This window comes from Burkholderia sp. M6-3 (assembly GCF_050858985.1).
In the GTDB taxonomy this organism is placed as follows: Bacteria; Pseudomonadota; Gammaproteobacteria; order Burkholderiales; family Burkholderiaceae; genus Paraburkholderia; species Paraburkholderia caledonica.
Genome location: NZ_CP110092.1, coordinates 467,806 through 490,366 on the forward strand (window position 1 = coordinate 467,806; position 22,561 = coordinate 490,366).

Sequence of the window (22,561 nt, forward strand, 5' to 3'; positions counted from 1 at the left end):
CCATCTCATGGACTGCCCTCGGGCGGTCCTTTTTTATTTGTGGAGTTTTTATGTTCGTTGAACTTGAACCGCTGTTGAAATCGTGCGGAACGCTGAAGCTGTCGATCAAGGCTAAGGGCGATGCAATGGTCGTTTTCGTCATGCCGGAAGGCGAGGCGAAAGACGCGGCCCTGCGTCAGCCACTCGTCATGACGGCGAGCGCGGCGGATCTGGATGCGGGTTTTGCCGAGCATCTTGCGACGTACACCGGCGCACACGCGTCGCTGTCTGAGCAGGTCGCGGCGACAACGGCGATCCTCGGTGAAGCGCAAAAGGCCCAGGTCACGAAAGCGACCAAAGCTCTCTCGACAAAGGGTGGCAGAAGTGTGCCGCCTGCGGCGAAGCCTTCACCAGACGCCGATGACGCCGACGAGGAAGACGACAGCGCGGAAGCGGAAAGCGCTCCGGAGACTGCAGCGGCTCCGGCCCCTGCGGCTTCGGAGTCGAGCGGTACCGATCTGGCTTCGCTTTTTTAAAGGGGCGTCGCCATGTCGATTTCCATTGCCGCTCTCGTTCGCCAGTTTTCTTACAACGGCGTTGCCTTGCTCGATCCCGGTCCGGCGTTCTCGCCGGAGGACGTTCGCGATCTTTACTCGGCGCAGTACCCCGAGTTGACGACCGCGGCCGTCGATGGGCCCGACCTCTCGGGCGATGTTGCCATTTACAAGTTTGTCCGTGCCGCCGGCGCCAAGGGCTCGTATGCGTAAGCAGACGTTGCTCAAGGCTCTTGCGGACCCGGCAAACGGGTTCAAAGAGGAACCGCCCGACAGGGCGGTTTTTTTATATGACGACGAGGTTCGCAAATGCTGTTCGATCCTTCATTCATTGATAGACCGGTCGATGCGGGCGTCGGTACGTCCTGGCAACCGCCAGTCGCTGCCGTTGCCAGACATCGATCTGCCAATTGTGTTCTGACTCTGCCGGACTTCTCCGAGGACGTGCCTGCACGAGCTTCGGTGACATGGCGCAACGACGCGTCGCTTGCTGCGATCGTGCTTGAGCAGTTCCGCCACGGCCCGCTTCGTGCCGAGGACGTCGAAGCGCCGGTGAGTCCGGTCGACGCGTTCCGGCAGGCTTTCTTCGCCTGGGTGCGGCGGCAGTTGCCCACGCCGCTCCGTTTCCTGTCGTTCGGACTCGAGTTGTGTGACACGAACGCGGTCATGGACGCCATCCAGCATCAGTATGAGCACCACGACTTCAAGCCCCGCACGTCGTTGCATCTCGGCGTGAAGTGCATGGATGAGTGGGTGCACGAGGTGGGAGCTTTCGCAGACCCGCTTCGACGTGCCCATCCGCTCCTGCTGCACACGATCTTCAATACCGTTGATCGCGTTTCCGGCAAGACGGTTCTCATCCGGACGCCCGGCTGGTTCCTCTGTGAGGCTTCCTGCATGCACTGGGAGGGTGAAGAGAGTGCGACAGACGAAGATGTGGGCGAGTTGCTGAAAGACTACTACGGGGAAGATGACGTCGTCATCGCGCGGTATCTCCCGTCGGTACTGAGGCCGCTGCTTTGCCCTGACGAAATTCGCGATCCCGCGAAAATCAAAGGGCGGCGATCGCGGTCTTCGACGCTTTCGGTTAGCGAGCTGCGGCGGTTGCGCGTGGCTTCGCCGGGCATAGTCGCAAGAGTCTGCGATGAGCTGCTCCTGCTGAAACAGTTGCTCGCTAAAGCAGGGAATTCAGACTGCCTGGCGAGTGGCTACGACGCACATCCCATCTACTCGGGAAGCACGTTCGTCCTCTCGCACAACGAGCGGACCAGCGAACTGCTCGACGACCACATGAACAACGCTTATTCGGCAGGCGAAGCGTCCGAATACAGCCGTTTCATTTCCTTTTCTGACACACGACGGGGCATCCGCGCGCAGTACGCGCAATGGAGCCTCGGCTTACGCATGCTCCATCACCTCGATCGTCTCATGGCGCTGGTGGTGGACCCTGACTAGGAGTTTTCCAATGAATGAGGTTTCGATTGGCCAGACGGGTCACGATGTGACGCTGTCGTCGGCTTTATTGCTCTATACCGGTCCGAACGGGGCGCACTACGCAACGGCGCATCCTGTCGCTGCGGAAGGCAAAACCGGACGTCCGATTATCGGCGCTGGCCGACCGCTGGATCGCAGAGCCCTGATTGACACGCTGGTGGAGCTGGACCGCAATGCCGCGCCAAAGGCCGATTTCCTCCCGGCCACCGTGCTTGGTGTGACGTCGGCCGCAGTGACGTGGTGGTGCCCTCCAGCGCTGCGACGTGTTTTCTTCAAATGCGAGGAGCTTGGCGAGCGCAGCGCGGTCGTGCCTCATCCTGGTCTGGTGTTTCAGGCCAGCACGACCGGCTTTCGTGTCTTCTCGCTGAAAGGCGGCAGCAGACCGGAGCCATCGACAGCGCTTTTTGAGCCTCCGTACTTCAACACGTGGGACCGGGGCGCGATCTGTATTGGGACGGCCAACGTTCCGCGGCGGATCGAAGTGTCGGCGATCGCTGGATGGGAAGAAGCGTTCTTCGCCTCCGCGTTCACGCATCCGAATCACGGCGGCAAGCGGGTCGAGTACGAGAACGGCTTCTTCGCGTTCTGGAAGGACATGCTTGACGGCAGGTTCGAGACATTTCCGCTCGATGTGCTGGTGCCGGTGAAAGACGCAACGGCGGGCAAGCTGGTGGCCGGAGAGATTGGAGGCACGGAATGAATCCAGTCGATCAGGTCTTGCAGGGCTCGTTCCCGTCCGTGATGGTGCCAACGCGTGAGCCGGTCGTCCCGATGTCCGCACCGGGCGAACGGCTGCTGATCGCGGCCAACGGCGTGTTCCTCGAAATCAACCGTCCCTGGATAAGGCTGGTGCGTCGTCTGGGCTCGTTCAGCTGGCGCACACCCGTACCGTATGGCGAGGCGGCCGACGAGACGGAAGTGCGTTGCGGCGCGGTGCCGGCGGATCTCGTCGCTGACTTCGCGCGCATGGCGCGTGCGGGGTTGCCCAACGAGGTCGGCGCGTGGATCACGTGGAATGCGTCAACCGGCGCATTCCGGCTGGTGCCGCTGCCTTCGTTGTCGCACAGCCCGGCGCACCTGCAGTACAAGCGCCCGGACCTGGATGCGGGTGAATGGCTGGTCGTTGACTGCCATTCGCACGGTCGTGGCAAGGCATTCTTTTCATCGACCGATGATCGCGACGATCAGCACGATGTAAAGCTGTCGCTGGTGCTCGGTCACTGTCATCAGGTGCCGTCCGTTGCGCTGCGGTTGTGCGCGAAGGGCAGGTTCGAGGTGCAAGCCGCGATACCTGAGCGTTGGCAAGTTGCATTGGCGCGGGAGGTCGTATGACGCTTTTACATACGACACCGGCACACATGCTGAGCGGCCCGTGGAAGGTGGTGGTCGTCGGCGCTGGCGGTACCGGCAGCGCGTTGCTGCCGTCACTCGCACGGCTGCACCACGCAATGATCGAGCTCGGCCATCCGGGCGGAATCGAGTGCGTGGTGTACGACGACGACACGGTCAGTGAGTTCAACGTCGGCAGGCAGGGCTTCTATCCCAACGACGTCGGCCAGTACAAGGCGACGTTGCTGGTGAATCGCCTGAACCTGCTGATGGGGACGAACTGGAAGGCCGAGCCGCGCCGCGTTGATTCGACTCTGAATCTGTATGCGGACATGGTCATTGGCTGCGTCGATTCGCGACGCGCGCGTCATGCGATCGCGCAGGCGGCAAAGCGCGGGAAGGTTCATTACTACCTCGACTGCGGCAACGAGACGGATCGTGGCCAGGTGATTCTTGGCGAGTTCGGCAAGGAGCGGCATGACCGGTTGCCCCACGTAGGCGATCTGTTTCCCGACCTGCTGAATCCGAAGAATGACAAGGGCGACGATACGCCGTCCTGTTCGATGGCTGACGCACTGCGCAAGCAGTCGCTGGTCATCAATCAGGCGATTTCAGTGCAGGCCTTCAACATGTTGTGGTCGCTGTTTCGCAACGGTGGTCTCAACTTCTCGGGCGTGTTCGTGAACCTCGCAACGGGGCGTACGAATCCGATTCCCATCGATCCGGCGGCATGGGCGCGCTTCGGCTATGACGCGCCAAAGCCTCCTGTGAAAAAGACCAGAAAGCCGAAGAAGGCGAAGGTCTCCGTCTGAGCCCGCCCGTTCAGGGTGCGGCGCTATACCACCCTGATGTCCCCACCACCTGGCGGGGCATCGAATTCCCTATCTCAAACTGAAGGAGTCTCAATGACCCAACAAAAACCGTCGACCCCGGTCGGCAAGCTGGTTCTACGCGGTGTCCGGTCCGCAATCGCCGGGGCCGCTGTGTCTTACGCGGCTAATCACTACGCGGTGGTGCCGATGCTGCATTCGCTCGCGGAGGTGGCCCTGCATCACGAGGAGCTCGCCAGCTCGGGAGTCGGAAAGCGGCTGCTCGCGGTCCTTGTCGTCGCTGCGTTGCTGTTTGCAGCGTCGGTTGCGACCGGCCGACGTCGAAACGTGTTTCTCGATGCCGTTGTTTCTCGCGGCCGGCGTCTCGCGGGCTGGCTGATGACTGGCGCCGCCGTGAAGGTCTGTTTCCTTTGCGGGGCGCTTGCCGGATTCGGCGGTCGGGGCTGGCTTGCCGGCATGTTGACGCTCGCGATGTACGCGGGCGTCTTCGTGTGCGTAAGAGTTCTGGTCGTGTACGCCCAGATGCCTTCGCGCAGCCCGTCGCATTAATCACCTGATGGCCGCCCTTGGTGGCGGCTGGTTTTTCTTTCCCTCAGCGGGTTCGCAGCCCGTTGGGGGCTGCTCCGCATCTACATATTGGAGCTTCAAATGGGTGCAACTGTACTGACTGGCAAGAAGGCCGCGGCTTTCCAGACGGCAGATGGTGACTGGATGTTCGCGCTGTTCGAGCGGACGTACGAGAAGAACTGCTATCCGCACATCGACCAGTGGTCTGCCATTGCGTTCGGGCGATATGCCGACGTCATGCGAAGGGTGTTTCGGCACGCTTCGTCGTGTGAAGGCGGCATGCTGCAAAGTCGCGCCGGATACATCCGGCCGGAAAATTACATAGGTACCTGGAGGTCTCTGCTGGCGAAGCCGTTCCGGCTGCCTGACCGCAGAATTCGGCTGGACGTTGCGGAGTCGTTCCGGGCGGCAATTCCCGAAGCGTCGCGAGATGACGTTCGATCCTCGCTCTGCGCAGCGGGTTTCGCTGCGCGCGCAGATGAGGTTTTGGGCGGGGAGGCGGAGGTGTCTCTGCATGCCGACGCTGCACTTCTCGAAGCTATCTACGGCGAGACCGGCGCGCTGAGCGTCTGGCGCGTCCTTTCGGAGCACGCCTGCTCAAATCGGCCGGTCGATGCCGAACTGAAACTGCCGTCCCGCTGTCCGACGGCGCTGGAGCGCATGCCGGCGGTGCGATGCTACAAGATCGATGATGAAAACCGGCTGGTGTCGTTCGACGGGAAACCGTGGGAGAACGCTGGCTGGCAGTATTCCGCGATCGGTAGCTTTATCACTGAGGTGGCGTACCCGCTCGAGATGGAAGCGCCGGGGTTTGCAAAGCTGGCGGTCCCGGCATATCGGGATCTGTTGACGAAGGCAGAGCCATTGCCGGCCGAAACGGTCGTCAACGTCACCCGTATGCCAGAGGGAGTCGAAGAGTATTGCGGGCGAGTTGCTGATGAACTCGCTGCCTATCTCGGCCTGGCAGACGACGACGGACGCGCGCCTGCGCAGTTCAGTTTCCGGTTTGTCGATGTGCCAGCCGAGCCGCGCGGTTCCGCGATGTACAAGCTGTGCGGACTGCGCAGCCAGCAGGTGACGTGGACGGTTCCCAGAGCCGCACCGGCGACGGCGGCGGTCCCTGAAACGTTCTGTACCGACTTGGCACAGCTGATTCTTGAACTGGGCTAATTCCTGACGACAAGCGCCGCTCCCTGGAAAAGGGCGCGGCGCTTTTTTTATCGCTTCACCATGACCGCCGCTTCCTGTTCGATCTAGTAGACGTACTTGTAGAGGTCGATGTCGTAGCCGCCCGAATCCGCATCTCGCGTGACGACAAGATCAGCAACAGGCAATTCCACGCTTGCTGCGCTGGATGTGAATTGGTTAATCAAACTAAACGGCCCCATTCCAGTCTGTATGCCGAACTGACCAAGATACAGTTGGAAATTCACAATGTATGGCGCCGTCGGGCTTCCAATTAGTTTCGGAGACGTTTTTGCGACGATCCCGTAGGTGCCTGGCTCGATGTTGCCGCATCCCAATTGGAGAACGGACTCAGTTCCCCCAGTTGGCGGTATCGAGACAGAGTTGGCACCTCCGTTCGCGGTCACTGTGTATGTCACGTCGTTGTTGTACGACGACGCAGAGATGTCGATTGGATACGGCGCCTCGGCGGCAGCCGTGTTCGTAGCGATCGCATCGCTCGCCGCGTTGCCGATGAGCGCGATGACTCTTTCCCCCATCTTCTGCGAGCCTGATCCAGCAGCGACGCCCAGCGTCTGGCTCATGTACGTCTCAATAAACTTGTGCCCGGTCGGATCGATGCTTGAGTACCCGGGCGCTACATTGGCAGGGGCCGGTGCATGCTGGAACGTTGCCCATGCCAGGAGCGAAGCCAGTTTGGCGATGACGATATCGCTACTGCTCGTAACGTACTTCCCGGTATCCGGTGCTGCGGCGGGCGTTGCCACGTTCACAACTTGGAGAGCCCGTGCAACGTTAATGCCCAGAGGATTGAAAGTCGTCGGCGATGCGATCGAAACGGCCTTGTATATCTGCTGGGCTAACATGTTGCCCTCAGAGTGCGCAACCAAAACTGCCTTGTTACCGGTGAGCAGACTCCCGGAGACGGCATCTATGTCTACCTTCAATGTCGCCGAAGTCACAGGGTCTGTCACGAGGCTTTGCATGGCAGAAGCGACGCCAGTGGACAGGGCGTCGAACAGGCTGGATTGGTCGCTTGCGCTTAAGGAGTTCGGTTGCCCTTGGGCAGCCAGTATCAGCCCCTCGCCATAGCTGACGCGGTCGGCGATCGAGGTTGTCTCTTGCGCCTTCTGCAGGAGAAGCTTCCGGAAGATGTCCAGCAGCTTGCCTTCGCTCTGATTGAACAGAGGTTGCACTTTGCCGTGCGGTATCTTGGCGTTGTCCATCCGCCGCGATATCGTCGAGGCGCTGACATTGACTCCGCCATCCTGGTCCGGGTCGTCGTTCCATATGCCGTTGATATAGAACACATCGGGGCTCTGCGCGCAGACCATCCCGGACTTGTACAGCGTCCGGACGGCCGACTGGCCAGCCACCGGAAGGATCAAAGTGCCGATAGCAAAGAGCGTCGCCGTTAGCCTTGTGGCTCTATTGGCTCGTTTATTAACAGGATTCATTTGACACACTTGGTGGGATCGAACGGAATCGCGCCAACTGACAGAACTTTGGCGTTGTACGATTGACGGGCCGCCATGCGAGCATCAGTGTTGAACGTCCGCGCGTAGACCACGTGTAAAGCGTCCTGCAACGCCGGAAGGTCGTCGAGAGGAGTCGCTTCTGCGGCACACCGTACCTCCTGGGCACCCTGAAGAAGTACAGGGCTGGTGTCTGACAGGGCCAGGGTCGAGGCTGTGATGCTCCGCTGATACACCCGAGCGGCGACCTCTGCTCCTGCCCGGATAGCCGGCAAGGCGGCTGAATATTTGTCCGCAATAAGTTGCGCGACGTCATCACGGTAGCCACGCCCCGCAGAATCAATGCCCTCGACGCTCGCTGCATTGTTTTGGGGTGCAGCAGTGCCTGAGGCTGAGGAAGGCGCGCCGTTGCCATTTGATGGCAGTGAAGCGCCGCTTGAACCGCCACCGCACGCTGTAAGAAAGAGAGGCAACGCAAACGCAGCCGCCTTAAGAGCCAAATTTCTGGTCAAGAACGTTTCTCCAAGTTCTACGGGGACGCGCCGGTTTGTCTCCGGTGCGCATGAGGCTAAAGCCTAGAAAAGTTTGCTACCTGGAGAAGCTGCAATGCGCACCTCTTTCGACGGCCTTTTCTGAGAGACGCTGTTGGGCTACCAGCTACGACGGCGACGGCGAACGTAGATAGCGAGCGCAAGCAGGCCCACAAAAAGTAATTCGACGCCCCATTCCACCCAGGCGCTATTCATTAGGCCGGCGTTTGGTCGGAAAAAGGAGTCCGTATCTCGACCGCCATTGGCGATGCTATCGAGGACTGGCCAGACGGAAGGCCAGCCCAGCACGAGAAATCCTGCAAAAAGCGGTAGGGCGAAGTCATCCAGAAACCGCCACGCTGCAAAGAGGATGACGGCAGAAAAAATCAGAGGTACGGCCGCGGTGCAGACCGAGGAAAAGCTCGCGCCGAGCGCACGTGATATCCAGAGCAGCGCGGCAAGGCTGGCGAGAACGAGGAGGGCAATGATTGACGCGGCAGAGTCGTTGCGCATGAGACGCTTCCTGTAGATGTGATTGAAGAATCCGGGTGCGGATATAACACGCCGGGTGCATTCATCTTTGCAGCTACAGCGCAAAGTCAAGGCGTCGCGTTGGCAGTGATGGTCGCGACGACGGGAATCGGGCCCCAATGAGGCGTCTTTTCGCGAAATTGATTCTGCGGCGCGCCGATACAATGAAACCTCTCTCAAGTTCGTAGTGACCACCCTCGGAAAAACGAACTCTCTTGGCCAGCCTTCGAGCTGGCCTTTTTTTCGTCCGTTGCACAGCGTCGCCGGCGAGAGACGGGCGGAAAACCGGAGCATTACGGGCGAGACACCGGAGCGCTGCCGATAAACTGGATTCATTCCCTGCGCTACTGCGCATCGACCTCCAGACGATCCTCCAAAGGACCGTCCATTTTTTCTCTCCAGCCATTCACTCGTTGAATGGATTATCGAAGGGCTGACGTTCGCGTCAGCCTTTTCCTTTTTTCCACGATGGGCTGTCCCATCGTTTGTTGCACGCTGTAGCTACAAGGCGGACCTTCTGGTCCGTCCCATTCCATGTACCCATCTGGGAGCCTCCTCCCAATGGGACTGGCTCCCTTTCGAAGGAGCCATACCATGTCGCAGCAAATTATGGTTTCCAAAGAGCTTGCACGTGTTCGGGCAGTGTCCGCCGATCCGCATAGAGTTCCGGAAAAGTGGGGCTTTCGCGAAAAACAACGTGTCTTCGCGCAAGCCGTTGCAACACTGCCCATCAGGCAGTTCACCGGCTCCATCCTGTATCTCTGGAATGACGGGACTGCCACTGTGAAGTTCGACTATGACATCGCATTCGACGCCGAACGCGAGCTTGTCAAATGCGGGCGGATTGATCTGCACTACCTTACGCGCCTTGCTTCGTAGCGCGTAACGCAACTATTTTTTTAACCCTGTGGGGAACGTCCCCACAGGGCGTTTCTCGTCATTTTTTTCAACGAGGAACGTCATGTCCGCTGTTCGAAATCTTCATGTCCGCACCGAAGCGGTAACCCTGTCGGTTCGACCCTGTTCCCCACGAGTGGGCAGCACCCATACCTACGTTTTGAACGGCACGCTCATGCGCGACGTTCTTGTGAACGGAAAGTGGGTAACCGTCCACACGAGCGAGCCGCGCGTTCGTCTCGCACACTAAATTCCTTCCCCGTCAGGGCAACCTCCCTGGCGGGTGGTTGCCCCTTTTTTTGTTGAGGCAACCATGTTCAAACTTGTGATCAGCACCGTCCTGTTTTCGCTTCTCACCGCCTGCGCCAGCGCGGATTTCGGCTCGCCGAACACGTATCAGCGTTACGACGTCCAGCGCATCGGACAGATGGAGCAGGCAACGATCATTCGCGTTCGCCAGATCACGATCGAGTCCAGTTCCGATTCGTCGGGGCTGACTTCGATTGTGAGTTCCGCGGCCAGCGCTTTCCTCGGCTCCCAGATCATCGGGAACGGCCGAGGCCGCTATATCTCCGGTGCTCTGTCGGGCGCTGCTGCGGGGTTCATTTCCCAACACGTCAGCGCTGCGATGTCGCGTCACAGCGGCGTCGAAGTCTTCCTTCGACGAGCCAACGGCCAGACCGTTGTTGTGTCTCAGGTTGATGACCAGCAATTCGCGCCTGGGGAACACGTTTATCTGATTTCCAGCGGGTCCGGCTACCGGATTACTCACTGACCGTCGCTGTGGCGGGCTCAATCTTTCTCGACAACTTCCCAGAGGCCTTTATGAACACCTATGAACTGATCGCGCGTGGCCAGACTTCGGGCTGGAATCCGGCAACCAACTCTATCAATGCGGAGAACGTCTATGGGATGCGTCCCGTGGAAGTTGCTGCGCAGGCTGGGAACATCGAGGAGTTTGTTGAAATCGTCGAGCACCCGGAATTCGATCCGACTGGCACACGCCCGCTTTTCTTCGCAGAAGTAGGACGTGTGAGTGAGGGTGACAACGCTGGCGACGCGAGATTCGCTCGCTTCAAGGCGGCGATCTCCGGCTACACCGAGCGCTTAACCAGCACGTTGAGTTAGCGGAACGACGGAACAGTCGGACCCATCTGTATCGCGCCGGGACCCGGCGCGTTTTCCCTTGCGGGGCAGCCCCCGCAAGGGAGCTGCCTCGTCTTCTCGAGGTACAACATGAAATTCCCGAAAGTGTTCTACGCGGATCGTCGATCCGCTGGCGCCGGGGCTGCCGCTGCTCTCCAGCAGCAGGCCACGCGCGTTCTTCGCCGTGTAGCGCAGGACCTGCGTCTTCGTTCCCATGAAATTGTCGTTGAGCCGTCGCGCCGGAATCTTCCGGGGCGTGTTTCGCTTCGCACTGAGACGCTGTTTGTCGACGTGCTGGACCGGCGCTGTCACAAGCCGGTGGCTCTCAGTTTCCGCACGCGCCGCGGCCGCTCGGACCTCTCGGGCGGCGGTGAAAATTATGTGCCGCTCGAGCAGATCGAGACGACACGTGGTTATCAGTCGTTTCTCGATGGACTCCGTCTGGCTGGAGGTATTGACACTTCCTCAGGAGGTCGTCGATGAAACTGGCAAACGTCAAAGTCGAATATTCGTGCGGCACGACGATTACAGACAGGGTAACGCTTGATCCGGCAACGGGAGAGGTGCATCTGCCTCCGCGTCTTCAAACGCTGCTGCGCGCGATGGACGAAACGGAATGTTCGCCGTCGTTTGTTCTGGAGTACAACGGCGCTACGTTGCCCGTCTCGGTGGATTCGAGCGGGCTTCGGAGAATTGGAGAGCCCGATGAACCAAAGTCAGCCTTCGAGCAGTTGTTGAATCCGACGAAGGATCAGCGGCAGCAGAACGCACGGTTCCTTCATACGCTGTCGGCTGCGTCCGTCGGCGGCCTTGTCGGCTACGTCCATGCTGCATCCAGGCTGGACGCCACGACAATCGCTGGCACCGCGATTCTCGCAGTAGTTGCGATACTATTGTGGTACGTCGGGTTTGTTGAAATGAAAGGAGATTGAAATGGTTGCAAACCTCATCACTCTCGTTGTGGGCGTGTCCATTGCAGCGTTCTTTCTCTGGACAAATAGCAACGGCCGTAAGCGCGATCATGAGCGCGCTTGGGGCAAACGTGATTGAAGATGCGGCCTGACGCCGCTTCGAACAGATAGAGCCGCTCTTTCCGTGAGCGGCTTTTTTTTTGTCTTTTTCGACCATTGAGCGCGCCCCCGGGCGCGCTTTCTTTTTTTGCGAGACAGAAATGACCCATGCATTTGTGAAGCCAGTTGGCTATCAGCAGCCAGGCGCCGTGGCTTTGGCGGGCGAAAACGGAAGCGTCGCGGCAGTCATTGCCAGTGGACGCCCTAATTCATCACCGTGGGGCAACCGGCTGGACGTCGACGGCAAGACCGTCGGCGAGGTCTGTTCAATGCTTTGCAAGGTGTTGCGCAATACGGAGCTTGAGCCGGAGTGGCTCGTGACCGCCAACATGCTTGATGACCCCAACGAAGCAACCAACGGTGCGCGGATGGACCGGGTCTGGCCCGCGGATAGCGTCTGGAACCGCGTGGCCGTCTCCGTTGACATCGGCAGATCCGAGGGCTGGATCGTCCACGTTGACTGGATCACACGTACCGAAATACCGGATGTGGCCGGTCGCGGTTATGCCGTGATGCCGCTGCTACGCGCCAAGGTGTTCGTCGCCGATCAGGCCTGGCGACTGGCTCGCTTCATTGCCCGTGCGATCGAAGTCGCGTAACCCGTTTTTTTCAGCGTCGTAAGACGCATTCGTCAATTCATCCCTCTGCGGGCACTCGGCCCCGACAGGGAACGATTGCCCGCTTCGTTTTTTCCGGAGCAATCGTGTATCAACTCTCCTTCGCTGGTCTTACTCTTCCGTTCGCCACACTGCTCGAAGTATTGGCAGTCTTGCGGACCGACCCTCGCTTCCTTGCCCTCGAATCTTCGGACATCGTTCTGAAGCACAGCGGCCAGGTGGTCCAGGTGATCCGTCACAACGGCACGCTCACAGTGCGCCGCCCGGGCACCGCCCGAGACGTTTTTCTCTCGTTGGTCGACGAAATCGACGGCGCGTACTTCCGACCGAACGGCGTTTTGCAGGCTGCATGGCAAATCCGGCGTTCCCACTGGAAGCTGCTTTACGACGCGTTCGACCTCACGTCTACGCCCCGACTGATCTTCTCGTCCGAGCAGATCGAGGCCGCGGCCGATAGCCGAGGTCGCCTCGACCTCCATGAACTTTTGCAACAGGAATGCGAGCGACGATTCGGTTTTCGCTATGCGGGGCCCGAGTACGGGCGCACGCGGGATCGAAACGGGCGACACGAAGTCCACGTCGCTTATGCGCTCGCGGAAGGCTGGGCTGTGCCCGAGGCGGTGCTGGAGGAGTATCGCCAGTTGCCGGACCGGTTCACGACTGACATGAGCTGGGGCAGGGTGCTGGTCGACGTGCCGGAATTGCGTGGGGCGATGTCGTCTCACAAGGTTCGTGTGCTCACGAGTGTAATGCGTTATGAGAAGGTCGGAATCAGTTCGGCGAACGCCGCGCTGCTCGCGATGGTAATGCGGTTGGCGCCGAACTCTCCGACGTTTGAAGAGGTCGACGATCTCCTGTTCCATCATGGTCTCGTTCAGCCGTACAACCTGCCCGACCGGTATGCGACGCCCCAGCCGGTCGGAACGCCTGTCTCGAAGTTCGCTGAGGTGTACCGGAAGAACATGGCGGACAAGCGGCGCGACACATCAACCGCCCGCCTGAAAAAGGAGCGTGCGGCCGGGCAGATGTCTCAACGAACGTTCGACCTGCAGATGCAGATCGCGCTGCTCGAGCATGGGCGGGAAACCTTCATGCTGGGCAATGAGATGTCGAACGCGATCGACAGCGGCGATGTGCATTACCTGCTGCAGATCATGGACTGCCCTGACGAACGCAATCGCGTCGCCAAGCAGACGGTGCGCGAGGTGTTCGGCATCAAGCTGCTCGGTGTGCGGGCTGCTGCGCGTCGTCGCGGCATCTTTGCGCTGGCGGGCTATGACGAAGCCTGTCAGGCCGAGTGGGAATCGGCTGGCTCGCCGCAGGCGCGCCAGCGCGTGATTGAGCTGTATCAAGCGACGCGTGAGGCCGCGAGCGTTCATCCGGCGATTTTTGCCAGTACGCAGACGGCTCATCACGCCTGACTAGTTTCACGCAGACCTTTTCGACAAACCCGGCCTCGTGCCGGGTTTTTTTTGGCCTGCCCTTGGCGCTGCAGGCGTAAGACCATGTGAAAACGCGACCATTCGGGCATTGCGTACGGGCGGCGCTCCCTACACTGGGTGTCATCTACCGCGTCATTGACGCATCGACCTCGCCGACTCGTCGGCATTTTCTTATCGCCCCTGAGGGACCTCACGTCCCCTCGGGCGTAGTCCTTTCGGGGCTTTTCTCTTTTCAGGAAAGCCATCATGAAAGTTACGCCCGCACAACTGACCGAACTGCTCTCACTGTACGTCCCGAAGCGTCTGCCGGTGCTCATCACCGGTCGCCCAGGCATCGGCAAGAGCGACATCGTCGAGCAGACGGCTCGCGACACCGATCACGATCTGCTCATCAGCCATCCCGTCGTTGAAGATCCGACCGACTCGAAAGGGTTGCCGTTTCCGGCGCCCGACGGCTTGAACGCGAAGTTCCTGCCGTTCGGGGATCTCGAACGCGCGATGAAGGCCAGACGCCCGCTCATCTGGTTTCTGGATGATCTGGGACAGGCTTCGCCCGCCGTTCAGGCCGCCAAGATGCAACTGCTGCTTGCCCGCCGTATCGGCGAACACGTCTTGCCGCCGCACGTGACGTTTCTTGCGGCGACAAACCGCCGGACCGATAACGCGGGCGTGACGGGGATTCTTGATCCCGTCATTTCGCGCTTCGCAACGGTGGTCGAGCTTGAAGCGACGATCGACGGCTGGACGAAGTGGGCTGTGCGAAACAATGTGCCGCCTGAACTGATCGCGTTTCTGCGATTCCGTCCTGACCTGCTCTCGGTTCAGAAGACGTCACGCGATATCGAAAACACGCCGAGTCCCCGCAGCTGGGGGTTCGTCGCGAAGACGATGGGCATGGTGCCGAAACACCTGGAGCACATCTCGCATGCTGGATCGGTGGGCGAGGGCGCTGCAACGGAGCTTGTCAGCTTCCTGCAGATCTACCGCGAACTACCGAACCCCGATGCGCTTCTGGCCACTCCCGACAAGGCGATGATCCCCCAGACGCCGTCGACGCTTTACGCCATCGCAACTGCTCTGGCTGCTCGCGCGACGGAAGCCAACTTCGATCGAGTCGTGACCTATACGGAACGCATGATCGAAGCGGGACACCGCGAGTTCGCGGCGCTACTCGTGCGTGACGCATTGGAGCGCACGCCGGAAATCGCCAACTCCTACGCCTTTATCAGGGCGCAGGGCGGCGAGATCGGCGCAATCATCAAGGGCAGCTGATCAGCCTTTCCATTCCACTTCTTTCCAGCTTCATCACTCATGGCTCTGCCGCGTCCGCGAGGACGCGCAGGGCCATTTTTTTCGCCTCATCCATTCATTTTCTTTACGGAGTTTTCTCATGAACACCAACATCCAGTCGAAAGTCATGCTGTGCTCGGTCACGATCTCCACGTGGGTTGCCCGGCGATTCGACGGCAAGGCCACCGAAGAAGTCGAGAACAAGCATCATGCTAAGGGCATCGGCAGATTCAACAAACGCCTGCTGCCCGAAAACTCTCCGAGCTTCCAGGAGGTGGTAACGATTGCCGGCCGCATCCGAAAATACTTCTACGATCACTCGTTGAAGTACGACCAACTCGGGGTGCGCCTGCTGCCGACGATGATTTACATGGAATTCGCCGACAAGATGCGCTCGTTGAAAGACGAGTTCGATCTGGCGGTATCGGTATTCCTCACCGACTACCTGGATCTGAAGGAGCGCGCTCGCGCAGAACTGAACGGCCTGTTCAACGAGGCTGACTATCCGACCCTTGCGGAACTGTCGACCAAGTTCGGCGTGAAGATGGCTGTGTTGCCCTTTCCGGATGCCAGCCAGTTCGGCGTGGACCTGCCCGCGGACGTGCTGACGACGCTGAAAAGCGAACTCGACGAGCATGTGCTGGCGTCGATCGCGACCGCGAACGAGGATCTCGTCGAACGGATGTACACGGCCGTTTCGCAGATGGCGTCGCGGCTGTATGCGACGGGCAACGTGCGTCTGGACGTGGCCAACAACGTGCGCGATCTGTGCGCGTTGCTGCCGAAGCTCAACTTCTCTAACGATCCAAAGCTCACGCACATCCTCGATCAGGCAAAGACGCATCTCGCCGTACACACCGGTGCGGATCTGAAGGAGTCGAATGTCCTGCGTTCCCAGGTGGCCAGCAAGGCACAGGAGATTGAGGGGCTGATGGCCGCGTTCATGGGCATGACGCCGGCAACGGAGATCGAGCCCGCGGACCAGAGCGCGCAATTGCGCCTCGTTGCTTAAGGGGGCGCTCATGGATCGCACCGTGACGGTAGCTGGCAATGGCGCGGTCCATCCGCGCATTGCGAGACAGCGTACTGAGCTTGTACTGTCCCAACCGTTTTTCGGGTCGCTCGCACTGCGCCTGAAGATGGTTGAGGACCGGTCAACGAAGGAATGCTGGGTAGACGGGGAATCGTTGGGCTACAACCCCGAATATGTCGACAAGCTGAGCGACCTGGAACTGCGGGGCGTGCTGGCGCTGAAAGTCATGCAGGTGGCCAACGGTCATTGCTGGCGTCAGGGCGCGCGAGAAGCCGGTCGGTGGAGCGACTCGAGCCAATACGCCATCACTCCGATTCTCACTTCGTCGGATTTTGTGTTGCCAAGGGGCGCGCTGCATGACGCACGCTTCGCTGGAAAGTCGGTCGAGGAGATTTATGGCGCACTGACTCAGGAGGCAAAGCAGAAACAGCCCAAACCTGAGCAGCAGCCTGAACCTAAGTCCGATCCGCAGTCGCAACAGCAGCAGCCCACGCAGGATGGCCATTCGTCAGCTCCGGATGCAAAGGGCGGCAGCAAGGCTGATGACAAGCCCAATGGCAAGGGCGATCCGAACCCGCAGTCGCAGGCAGGTGGTGGGCAGGGTGATCCAGAGCCGTCTTCTGGCTCATCGGGCGGTGAGGTCCGCCAGTACTCGGGGACTGACAAACCTGTGAAGGAGGCCGAGTGGAAAGTCGCCGTCGTGCAGGCCGCCAAGGCTGCGCAGATGCGCGGCAAGCTGCCCGGTGATCTCCAGGCAATGGCAGGCGAAGCGGTACGGCCGGTCGTTGACTGGCGCGCCGTGCTTCACCGCTTCGCGCAGCAGTCATCGCCAACCGACTACAGCTTTGCCACGCCGAACCGCCGGTATCTGCACCTTGGGTTCTATCTGCCCTCGCTGCATACGCCGGCAGTTGGCGACGCGGTTTTCGTGCGGGACTCCAGCGGCTCGGTGTTTGACGAGACGCAGGCACAGTTCGATGCGGAAATCCTGTCGGTGTTTCACACGCTCAAGCCCGCCCGGTTGATCGTGATGGACTGCGATACGCGGGTCACTCAAGTGCAGGTGTTCGAGCGGGGCGACTCGCCGGAGATCAAACCTGTGCGCGGTGGAGGCGGAACGGCATTCACCGATCCGTTTAACCGCGTGGCGGCCGATGGTCTGAATCCGGCGTTTCTCGTCTACCTGACGGATATGGATGGTTCGTTTCCGGCGAGCTCGCCGCACTATCCGGTTCTGTGGGCGTCGACCACGCCGCTCACGCGAGCACGGCGGGCGCCATTCGGCGAAAGCGTCGAGGTCATCTGCTGATTGCATCGAAAATCTTCTTAAACCCAACCCGGCCATGCGCCGGGTTTTTTTTCGTCCAAGGTGCTCCCCAAATCACCAGATAAGCCGAAGGTGCGGCGGAAAGCTATACGTTTTTGGGGGTCTTTCCTCGGGAGCAGCGTGCCCATGGGCATAAAAGTGCGACCAACGTTCGATCTTCGTTTCGCCGCTTGTCTCGGCGCATTCCCTGGTGAAGCGAAAGCCGCGCAAAATGGCCCCGCTTTTGCATCCCGGCCGCGAGGTCCGCGACGAACAATAGTCGCATGTTAGACCGCCCACAAAGCCGCGCATGCAAGACCTTGATGACAACCCGTTACTGAAGCTTCAGCCGCTAAAGGCGGAGGCTGTCGCGATGTTTTTCGAGGCGTTGAACCCTCTGAAGGAACTGCTCGAAGCGCCAGACCTTGCGGAAATCATGGTCAATGACCATCGCAACGTGTGGATCGAGCATCGCGGCGTGATGTCTCGCGTGGATGTGGATTTGCGCCCGGAGCATCTTGAAGGCGCGATTCATTCTCTTGCGTCATCGGTGGACAAGTCCGCACACGCGGGCAGTGACAGGGGAATTATCAACGCCGGTCACAAGAACCTGCGTATTGCCGCAGTCATGAATCCGACCGCCATCGACGGGCACGCGCTTAGCATCCGGAAGCACCGCGAGTCGAAGATGACGCTCGACGACTACGTCAGCATGGGCGCTTTCTCGGCAGCGAATGCGCGTCCTGTGGAAGCGGAGGCCATCCATTTCGAGGAAGGCATTGAGAACGAAGCGCTCATGCGGGCGCTCAAGGCGCTAATTGCGTCGCGCAAGAACATTCTGGTCGCCGGCGGCACATCGGCGGGCAAGACGACATTCCTCAATGCACTGGTTGGCGTCATTCCAGAAGACCAGCGGGTGATCACTATCGAGGACACGATGGAACTGAAGGTTCAGGTTCCGAACCGTGTGCGCCTTCTGTCCAACGCCGATACCAACGTCACGACGCAACTGCTTGTCGCGCTATGTCTGCGATTTCGCCCGGACCGGATCATCGTTGGTGAAGTCCGCGGTGGTGAGGGGTACGACCTGCTCCAGGCACTCAACACGGGCCACGACGGCGGCCTCGCCTCGCTTCACGCCAATAACGGGCGCACCGCACTGAGCCGACTGGAAAGTCTCGCGATGCTCGGCATCCCGCCGGGTTCCCGGTGGGAACTCGACGACATGCGAAAGAACATCGCCGACTGTTTCAACTACGTGGTGCATTTCAAACGCACGGGTGAAATGCGCCACGTCTCCGAAATCCTCGAAATCCGGGGCTTTCGCAACAACGACTACGACCTAAGACGGGTTTTTTAACGGGAGCACCAAATGAAGCAAGGAAAGTTTTTTTCCACGGCCGCAGCAGTCGCGAAGAAGCTGCGACCAGGCAAGCCACTCATCGTCGGCGCGCTGCTGAGTGTCGCGTCCGCCGCAGCAATGGCTGCTGGGGACTATTCGTCGCTGACCGGCCTGACGGACATCATCTGTACGATCAGCAACCTCATTAGCGGCCCGTACCTCTATGGTATCGGCATTGTGCTGATTACGCTCGGTGGCGTCGCCGTCGCAAATTCGGAAAGCAATATCGCCAAGACGTTCTCGGTCGTGCTGATCGGCCTGGGGATCGCATCGGTCGCCGTGCCGATCATGCGCGATCACTTCCACATGAGCGTCGCCTGCTGATATGCGCCAGCACAAGGTCAGCCGCGGGCTCTCGTTGCCCCGCCAGATGGGCGGGGCAGACCGGATGCTGGCGATTCTCAACGGCACCCTGACGGCACTGCTCACCTATACGAGCTGGACACCGTCGTTCCTTGCACTGGGTGTGATTGCACACTTTTACCTTCGGTGGCGTAGCTCGAAAGATCCGTGGTGGCGGATGGTGATGCTCATCTATAACCGCTACCCCGATGTGTATGCGCCTGAGCCACACGGCAGGTTCAGTGCGCGCTTCAAGCGCCCCTACGGCTTCGATCAGGACCTCCCATGCTGAAAATGCCGTTCACCAAGCGCGCGGTGCAGGAAATTGCGCCGTGGATGACGCTCGTCACGCCCGAGCTAGTGCTCGACAAAGATGGCTCGCTCGTCACCGTGTTTGAGTTCGATGGCATCGACGCAGACACACCGAACCCGGGCGACATCACCGCGGCGCGCGACAACCTCGATCACGCGTGCCGCAATTTCGACCACCGTGTCACCGCGTGGTGGCGGGTTTCCCACCGTCGTATCCGGGGCGGCATTGACGGCGAGTTCGGCAACGAGGCGGATGCGCGAGTCGATGCGGTCAATCGGGCGAACATCGGTAGCGGGAAGTACTTCCGCAACTCGCATTCGCTCGCACTTGCGTTCACGCCAGAGACAGGCCTCTCTCGGGTCTTCGACAAAATCGGCTATCACATGACCGTTGGCGGCAAGAACGTAGCCGTCGCGATGTTTGAGGCCGCCAAGGACATGCTGCTCGCCAGGAGCGCCTTCGTATTTGACCTCACCAAGCTGCAAAACGAGATCAAGCGCTTCGAAGCGGTCATCGACGGTTTTACGGGCGGTGTCACTCGCCTGAAAATGAAACGGCTACAACTGCAGAACGCCCTTTCGTTCTTGCATCAGCGTGCAAATCCGAGTACGCCGAAGCGTCGCATGCGCTATCCGGTCACGATGCTGGACACACACCTGACGGAAACGCAGGTCACCATCGGCGCCGAGCAACTGATGTTCGAGTCGGCTCACGGCAAGGTGTATGCGCGAATCATCGGTGTGAAGGAATGGATGGGCTTTCAGGAGGCGGCGCTCGATGTGCTGTCGCAGGTCGATGCGGAACTCGACGTTTGTGTGATGTTCCGCTTCCTCGACACCTCGCGCGCGAGCGCGTACATCCGCAAGATCCGAGGCTTCTACAAGGCCGCAGCTTTCAACCCGGTCGCGATCATCAAGCAGTGGGCCACGAAGGAAGAGCAGAAAAACGACGAAGGCCGTGAGCAACTGGCGAAGGAGGCGAGCGAGGCACTCGCAAAGCTAGAGGCAGAAGGCCAGCAGTACGGCTTCGCAAATATCTCGATCATCGTCTACGGCAGCACCCCCGAAGAATGTGAAGACTCGACCCGCCAGGTCGTCGGTGTCATCGGCAATGCGGGATTCGGCGTCATTGCCGAGAAAGACAACCTTTTCGCGGCCTGGAGTTCGACGTTGCCAGGGCGCTGGGACCAGCAAAAGCGCCTGCAGTTCGTTGAAACGCCGGCAGTCTCGGACATTGCGCCGCTGTGCAGTGTCGGCGAAGGATCCACCGTCAACGAATGGCTGACACAGCAGTCCGGGAAGAAGACGGGACCGCTCACGTGTCTGCCCACGCGTCATCGCACGTTGCAGAACGTTGACCTCCATCACCCGGGCGGCAAAGCTCACTTGCTAGTGGTTGGCCCAATTGGCGCGGGTAAATCCGTGCTGCTGAACTACCTGATGTCGCAAACCGGCCGACATGGCGCGCGCCGCATCCGGTTCGACAAGGACCGCTCAACCCGCATCCCGACGTTGCTTGGCGGCGGACGGTTCATCGACGCGACGGGCCGCTTCGAGGCGGCAACGTCCGTCAATCCGCTGTCCCTTATCGGCGAAGAGAAGCACTGGCCGTACGTGGCTGAGTGGGTCAAGCTCGTTATCGAGGGCGAGGATTACACGTGCACACCTCAACAGGAAACCGATATCTACGCTCGTATCCGAACGCTTGCGACCGCATTTCCGCGCGAGAAGTGGCGTCTATCTGGGCTCATCACCCTGCTGCCTTCTGAGTTGCGCGAGCGGCTGGCCGTCTGGACGGAAGGGCAGAAAAACGGCAGGTTCTTCGACCATGTCGACGACGGGTTCGCACTTTCCGACGACCTTTCGATCGAGATGGGCGACCTTTTCCAGAACTTCCCGGTGGCCGCTGCTCTGTTCATGGATTACGCGTTCTATCGGATCGCGCAGATTCTCGACGGCAAACGCTACACCGTGATCGAGATTGAAGAGGCCGGGTTTTTCTTCACCTATCCGAAGTTCTACGCGCGGCTCGAGATCTGGGCAGTGACCATCCGGAAGCTGAATGCAGCGCTGCTGATGGCTACGCAATCGCTTGGTCAGCTGGCACGCGTCGCGAACTTCGAGATCATGAAGGAAAACATTCCGAACATTATCTATCTGCCCAACAGCGACGCGATCAACAACCAGACGCTGTACCGGGACATCTTCGGCCTGACCGAGCACCAGATCAGGATGATTTCGAACGCGGTGCCCAACCGCGATTACCTGTGGGTGACGTCGACACAATCGCGCATGCTGCAGGCGAGCTTTCCGAAGGAATCGCTTGCCTACCTCCGATCCGACGGTCGCGCACAGGCGATTCTCGACAAGCACGTAAAGTCGGGCGTCGACAACTGGCAGGACGCGTACGTGCGCGACGTCCTCGCGAATGCATAACGTCAGTCTTCCTCCTGGAAACCCTCACCATGAAAACACTGCTCCGTACTGTCGCGGCGACGGCCGCGCTGACCTTCGGCCTGATTCAACAGGGCCACGCGCAGCTTGCGGTCATTGATCCGACGAACCTGATCCAGAACACGATGACCGCGATTGGCGCGGTCAAGGGCGAGGTGTATCAGGACACCAACATCATGTATCAGTATCAGATGATGCTGAACCAGCTGAAGCAGGCTACGAACCTCAATCCGTCGGCGATGCTCGCACAGGCGACCTCGATCACGAACGACATCAGCAGTCTGTCGAAGTACACCGACACGCTGAAGTCGCTGTACGGTGGTCTGCAGTCAAACGCGGAATACGCGACGAAGGTTCAGTCGCTCATTACGCAATCGGGCAAGACGCCGGCGCAGTGGTTCTCTGACCAGAGCACGCTCATCGCCAACAACGACAAGACAGCCAAGCAGTTGTTCCAGATGGGCAACGACGTCATCTCGCACGTGAGCACGCTTGCCAAGCGCCGCCAGGAAATTCAGGACCAGCTGAACATGTCGCCGACTGCGGAAGCGACCGCGCAACTCACGACGCACCTGCTGGACATTGTCGCGAGCCAGAACAGCGACATGTTGCAGATGATGGCGTCAAAGCAGCAGGCGGATAGCGTCGTTCAGGCGCAAAAGACGTCGAGCGACCAGGCGAGCAACACGGCCAAAGCGGCCCTGCAGGCAAAGCTCGATCAACAGCGCGCGGCCTACGATGCGACGATCGGCTCTTCGAAAGTGCTGGGGCAGTGA

At 59.9% G+C, this 22,561-nt stretch carries 26 protein-coding genes; 23 read left to right on the forward strand and 3 right to left on the reverse strand.

Features of this window, described 5'->3' with window-relative positions; all coding sequences use genetic code 11:
* Positions 1 to 50 precede the first annotated feature (50 nt).
* From OH764_RS34785 to OH764_RS34820, 8 genes are all read left to right on the forward strand, one after another.
* The gene (locus tag OH764_RS34785; RefSeq protein ID WP_498851487.1) at positions 51 to 515 is read left to right on the forward strand and encodes a PRTRC system protein E; all 465 of its coding nucleotides are present in this window, start codon (positions 51 to 53) and stop codon (positions 513 to 515) included.
* Between the two features lie 12 nt (positions 516 to 527).
* A complete protein-coding gene (locus tag OH764_RS34790) occupies positions 528 to 746 on the forward strand; it encodes a PRTRC system protein C (protein ID WP_498851488.1) in 219 nt (72 codons plus the stop codon).
* 249 nt (positions 747 to 995) lie between these two features.
* Positions 996 to 1,988, forward strand: a complete 993-nt coding sequence (locus tag OH764_RS34795) for a PRTRC system protein F (protein WP_498851489.1) — start codon at positions 996 to 998, stop codon at positions 1,986 to 1,988.
* Between the two features lie 10 nt (positions 1,989 to 1,998).
* Positions 1,999 to 2,727, forward strand: coding sequence for a PRTRC system protein B (locus tag OH764_RS34800; RefSeq protein WP_498851490.1), 729 nt, complete (start codon positions 1,999 to 2,001; stop codon positions 2,725 to 2,727).
* Positions 2,724 to 3,359, forward strand: coding sequence for a PRTRC system protein A (locus OH764_RS34805; protein WP_498851491.1), 636 nt, complete (start codon positions 2,724 to 2,726; stop codon positions 3,357 to 3,359). The genes OH764_RS34800 and OH764_RS34805 overlap by 4 nt, the downstream gene beginning before the upstream one ends.
* A complete protein-coding gene (locus OH764_RS34810; protein ID WP_498851492.1) occupies positions 3,356 to 4,168 on the forward strand; it encodes a ubiquitin-activating E1 family protein in 813 nt (270 codons plus the stop codon). The genes OH764_RS34805 and OH764_RS34810 overlap by 4 nt, the downstream gene beginning before the upstream one ends.
* 93 nt (positions 4,169 to 4,261) lie before the next feature.
* Positions 4,262 to 4,735, forward strand: a complete 474-nt coding sequence (locus OH764_RS34815; RefSeq protein WP_498851493.1) for a hypothetical protein — start codon at positions 4,262 to 4,264, stop codon at positions 4,733 to 4,735.
* 99 nt (positions 4,736 to 4,834) lie between these two features.
* A complete protein-coding gene (locus OH764_RS34820; RefSeq protein ID WP_498851494.1) occupies positions 4,835 to 5,923 on the forward strand; it encodes a hypothetical protein in 1,089 nt (362 codons plus the stop codon).
* 83 nt (positions 5,924 to 6,006) lie between these two features.
* Here the strand turns inward: OH764_RS34820 and OH764_RS34825 are convergent, their stop codons facing one another.
* From OH764_RS34825 to OH764_RS34835, 3 genes are all read right to left on the reverse strand, one after another.
* Positions 6,007 to 7,395 carry a hypothetical protein gene (locus OH764_RS34825; protein ID WP_498851495.1) on the reverse strand — a complete coding sequence of 463 codons (1,389 nt, stop codon included), beginning with the start codon at positions 7,393 to 7,395 and terminating at the stop codon, positions 6,007 to 6,009.
* A complete protein-coding gene (locus tag OH764_RS34830; protein WP_498851496.1) occupies positions 7,392 to 7,925 on the reverse strand; it encodes a hypothetical protein in 534 nt (177 codons plus the stop codon). The genes OH764_RS34825 and OH764_RS34830 overlap by 4 nt, the downstream gene beginning before the upstream one ends.
* Before the next feature lie 138 nt (positions 7,926 to 8,063).
* On the reverse strand, positions 8,064 to 8,456 hold the full coding sequence (locus tag OH764_RS34835; RefSeq protein ID WP_498851497.1) for a hypothetical protein: 393 nt from the start codon (positions 8,454 to 8,456) through the stop codon (positions 8,064 to 8,066).
* Between the two features lie 612 nt (positions 8,457 to 9,068).
* On the opposite strand from OH764_RS34835, the gene OH764_RS34840 reads away from it, so the two are divergent.
* The 15 genes from OH764_RS34840 (at position 9,069) to OH764_RS34910 (ending at position 22,561) form a co-directional block, all read left to right on the forward strand.
* A complete protein-coding gene (locus OH764_RS34840) occupies positions 9,069 to 9,353 on the forward strand; it encodes a hypothetical protein (protein WP_498851498.1) in 285 nt (94 codons plus the stop codon).
* 331 nt (positions 9,354 to 9,684) lie between these two features.
* A complete protein-coding gene (locus OH764_RS34845; RefSeq protein ID WP_498851499.1) occupies positions 9,685 to 10,146 on the forward strand; it encodes an outer membrane lipoprotein in 462 nt (153 codons plus the stop codon).
* 50 nt (positions 10,147 to 10,196) lie between these two features.
* Positions 10,197 to 10,499 carry a hypothetical protein gene (locus OH764_RS34850; RefSeq protein WP_498851500.1) on the forward strand — a complete coding sequence of 101 codons (303 nt, stop codon included), beginning with the start codon at positions 10,197 to 10,199 and terminating at the stop codon, positions 10,497 to 10,499.
* A gap of 108 nt (positions 10,500 to 10,607) precedes the next feature.
* Positions 10,608 to 11,000 (forward strand): hypothetical protein, encoded by a 393-nt coding sequence (locus tag OH764_RS34855; RefSeq protein WP_498851501.1) that lies wholly within the window; start codon positions 10,608 to 10,610, stop codon positions 10,998 to 11,000.
* Positions 10,997 to 11,449 (forward strand): hypothetical protein, encoded by a 453-nt coding sequence (locus OH764_RS34860; protein WP_498851502.1) that lies wholly within the window; start codon positions 10,997 to 10,999, stop codon positions 11,447 to 11,449. The genes OH764_RS34855 and OH764_RS34860 overlap by 4 nt, the downstream gene beginning before the upstream one ends.
* Positions 11,450 to 11,628: 179 nt before the next feature.
* Positions 11,629 to 12,186 (forward strand): hypothetical protein, encoded by a 558-nt coding sequence (locus OH764_RS34865; RefSeq protein WP_498851503.1) that lies wholly within the window; start codon positions 11,629 to 11,631, stop codon positions 12,184 to 12,186.
* A gap of 104 nt (positions 12,187 to 12,290) precedes the next feature.
* Entirely contained in the window at positions 12,291 to 13,625 is a 1,335-nt protein-coding gene (locus OH764_RS34870; RefSeq protein ID WP_498851504.1) for a hypothetical protein, read from the forward strand.
* 267 nt (positions 13,626 to 13,892) lie between these two features.
* The gene (locus OH764_RS34875) at positions 13,893 to 14,918 is read left to right on the forward strand and encodes a P-loop NTPase family protein (RefSeq protein WP_498851505.1); all 1,026 of its coding nucleotides are present in this window, start codon (positions 13,893 to 13,895) and stop codon (positions 14,916 to 14,918) included.
* 118 nt (positions 14,919 to 15,036) lie between these two features.
* Entirely contained in the window at positions 15,037 to 15,948 is a 912-nt protein-coding gene (locus OH764_RS34880) for a hypothetical protein (protein ID WP_498851506.1), read from the forward strand.
* A 10-nt stretch (positions 15,949 to 15,958) separates the two neighbouring features.
* Positions 15,959 to 17,278 (forward strand): vWA domain-containing protein, encoded by a 1,320-nt coding sequence (locus OH764_RS34885; RefSeq protein ID WP_498851507.1) that lies wholly within the window; start codon positions 15,959 to 15,961, stop codon positions 17,276 to 17,278.
* Between the two features lie 307 nt (positions 17,279 to 17,585).
* Positions 17,586 to 18,635, forward strand: a complete 1,050-nt coding sequence (locus OH764_RS34890; protein ID WP_498851508.1) for a TadA family conjugal transfer-associated ATPase — start codon at positions 17,586 to 17,588, stop codon at positions 18,633 to 18,635.
* Positions 18,636 to 18,647: 12 nt separating this feature from the next.
* Positions 18,648 to 19,001: a TrbC/VirB2 family protein gene (locus tag OH764_RS34895; RefSeq protein ID WP_088176864.1), complete on the forward strand. Its 354-nt coding sequence runs from the start codon at positions 18,648 to 18,650 to the stop codon at positions 18,999 to 19,001.
* Positions 19,002 to 19,047: 46 nt separating this feature from the next.
* Entirely contained in the window at positions 19,048 to 19,311 is a 264-nt protein-coding gene (locus OH764_RS34900; protein ID WP_498851753.1) for a hypothetical protein, read from the forward strand.
* Positions 19,305 to 21,767, forward strand: coding sequence for a VirB4 family type IV secretion system protein (locus OH764_RS34905; protein WP_498851509.1), 2,463 nt, complete (start codon positions 19,305 to 19,307; stop codon positions 21,765 to 21,767). Before OH764_RS34900 ends, OH764_RS34905 begins: the two co-directional genes overlap by 7 nt.
* Before the next feature lie 29 nt (positions 21,768 to 21,796).
* Positions 21,797 to 22,561, forward strand: coding sequence for a type VI secretion protein (locus OH764_RS34910; protein WP_498851510.1), 765 nt, complete (start codon positions 21,797 to 21,799; stop codon positions 22,559 to 22,561).

What these genes read in the sequence shown, in the direction of transcription:
- OH764_RS34790 (WP_498851488.1), top strand. Translation starts at nt 528, where the DNA reads ATGTCGATTTCCATTGCCGCTCTCGTTCGCCAGTTTTCTTACAACGGC.
- OH764_RS34810 (WP_498851492.1), top strand. Translation starts at nt 3,356, where the DNA reads ATGACGCTTTTACATACGACACCGGCACACATGCTGAGCGGCCCGTGG.
- OH764_RS34895 (WP_088176864.1), top strand. Translation starts at nt 18,648, where the DNA reads ATGAAGCAAGGAAAGTTTTTTTCCACGGCCGCAGCAGTCGCGAAGAAG.
- OH764_RS34905 (WP_498851509.1), top strand. Translation starts at nt 19,305, where the DNA reads ATGCTGAAAATGCCGTTCACCAAGCGCGCGGTGCAGGAAATTGCGCCG.
- OH764_RS34910 (WP_498851510.1), top strand. Translation starts at nt 21,797, where the DNA reads ATGAAAACACTGCTCCGTACTGTCGCGGCGACGGCCGCGCTGACCTTC.
- OH764_RS34880 (WP_498851506.1), top strand. Translation starts at nt 15,037, where the DNA reads ATGAACACCAACATCCAGTCGAAAGTCATGCTGTGCTCGGTCACGATC.
- OH764_RS34820 (WP_498851494.1), top strand. Translation starts at nt 4,835, where the DNA reads ATGGGTGCAACTGTACTGACTGGCAAGAAGGCCGCGGCTTTCCAGACG.
- OH764_RS34855 (WP_498851501.1), top strand. Translation starts at nt 10,608, where the DNA reads ATGAAATTCCCGAAAGTGTTCTACGCGGATCGTCGATCCGCTGGCGCC.
- OH764_RS34890 (WP_498851508.1), top strand. Translation starts at nt 17,586, where the DNA reads ATGCAAGACCTTGATGACAACCCGTTACTGAAGCTTCAGCCGCTAAAG.
- OH764_RS34900 (WP_498851753.1), top strand. Translation starts at nt 19,048, where the DNA reads ATGGGCGGGGCAGACCGGATGCTGGCGATTCTCAACGGCACCCTGACG.
- OH764_RS34805 (WP_498851491.1), top strand. Translation starts at nt 2,724, where the DNA reads ATGAATCCAGTCGATCAGGTCTTGCAGGGCTCGTTCCCGTCCGTGATG.
- OH764_RS34835 (WP_498851497.1), bottom strand. Translation starts at nt 8,456, where the DNA reads ATGCGCAACGACTCTGCCGCGTCAATCATTGCCCTCCTCGTTCTCGCC.
- OH764_RS34815 (WP_498851493.1), top strand. Translation starts at nt 4,262, where the DNA reads ATGACCCAACAAAAACCGTCGACCCCGGTCGGCAAGCTGGTTCTACGC.
- OH764_RS34845 (WP_498851499.1), top strand. Translation starts at nt 9,685, where the DNA reads ATGTTCAAACTTGTGATCAGCACCGTCCTGTTTTCGCTTCTCACCGCC.
- OH764_RS34840 (WP_498851498.1), top strand. Translation starts at nt 9,069, where the DNA reads ATGTCGCAGCAAATTATGGTTTCCAAAGAGCTTGCACGTGTTCGGGCA.
- OH764_RS34800 (WP_498851490.1), top strand. Translation starts at nt 1,999, where the DNA reads ATGAATGAGGTTTCGATTGGCCAGACGGGTCACGATGTGACGCTGTCG.
- OH764_RS34785 (WP_498851487.1), top strand. Translation starts at nt 51, where the DNA reads ATGTTCGTTGAACTTGAACCGCTGTTGAAATCGTGCGGAACGCTGAAG.
- OH764_RS34825 (WP_498851495.1), bottom strand. Translation starts at nt 7,395, where the DNA reads ATGAATCCTGTTAATAAACGAGCCAATAGAGCCACAAGGCTAACGGCG.
- OH764_RS34860 (WP_498851502.1), top strand. Translation starts at nt 10,997, where the DNA reads ATGAAACTGGCAAACGTCAAAGTCGAATATTCGTGCGGCACGACGATT.
- OH764_RS34885 (WP_498851507.1), top strand. Translation starts at nt 15,959, where the DNA reads ATGGATCGCACCGTGACGGTAGCTGGCAATGGCGCGGTCCATCCGCGC.
- OH764_RS34850 (WP_498851500.1), top strand. Translation starts at nt 10,197, where the DNA reads ATGAACACCTATGAACTGATCGCGCGTGGCCAGACTTCGGGCTGGAAT.
- OH764_RS34875 (WP_498851505.1), top strand. Translation starts at nt 13,893, where the DNA reads ATGAAAGTTACGCCCGCACAACTGACCGAACTGCTCTCACTGTACGTC.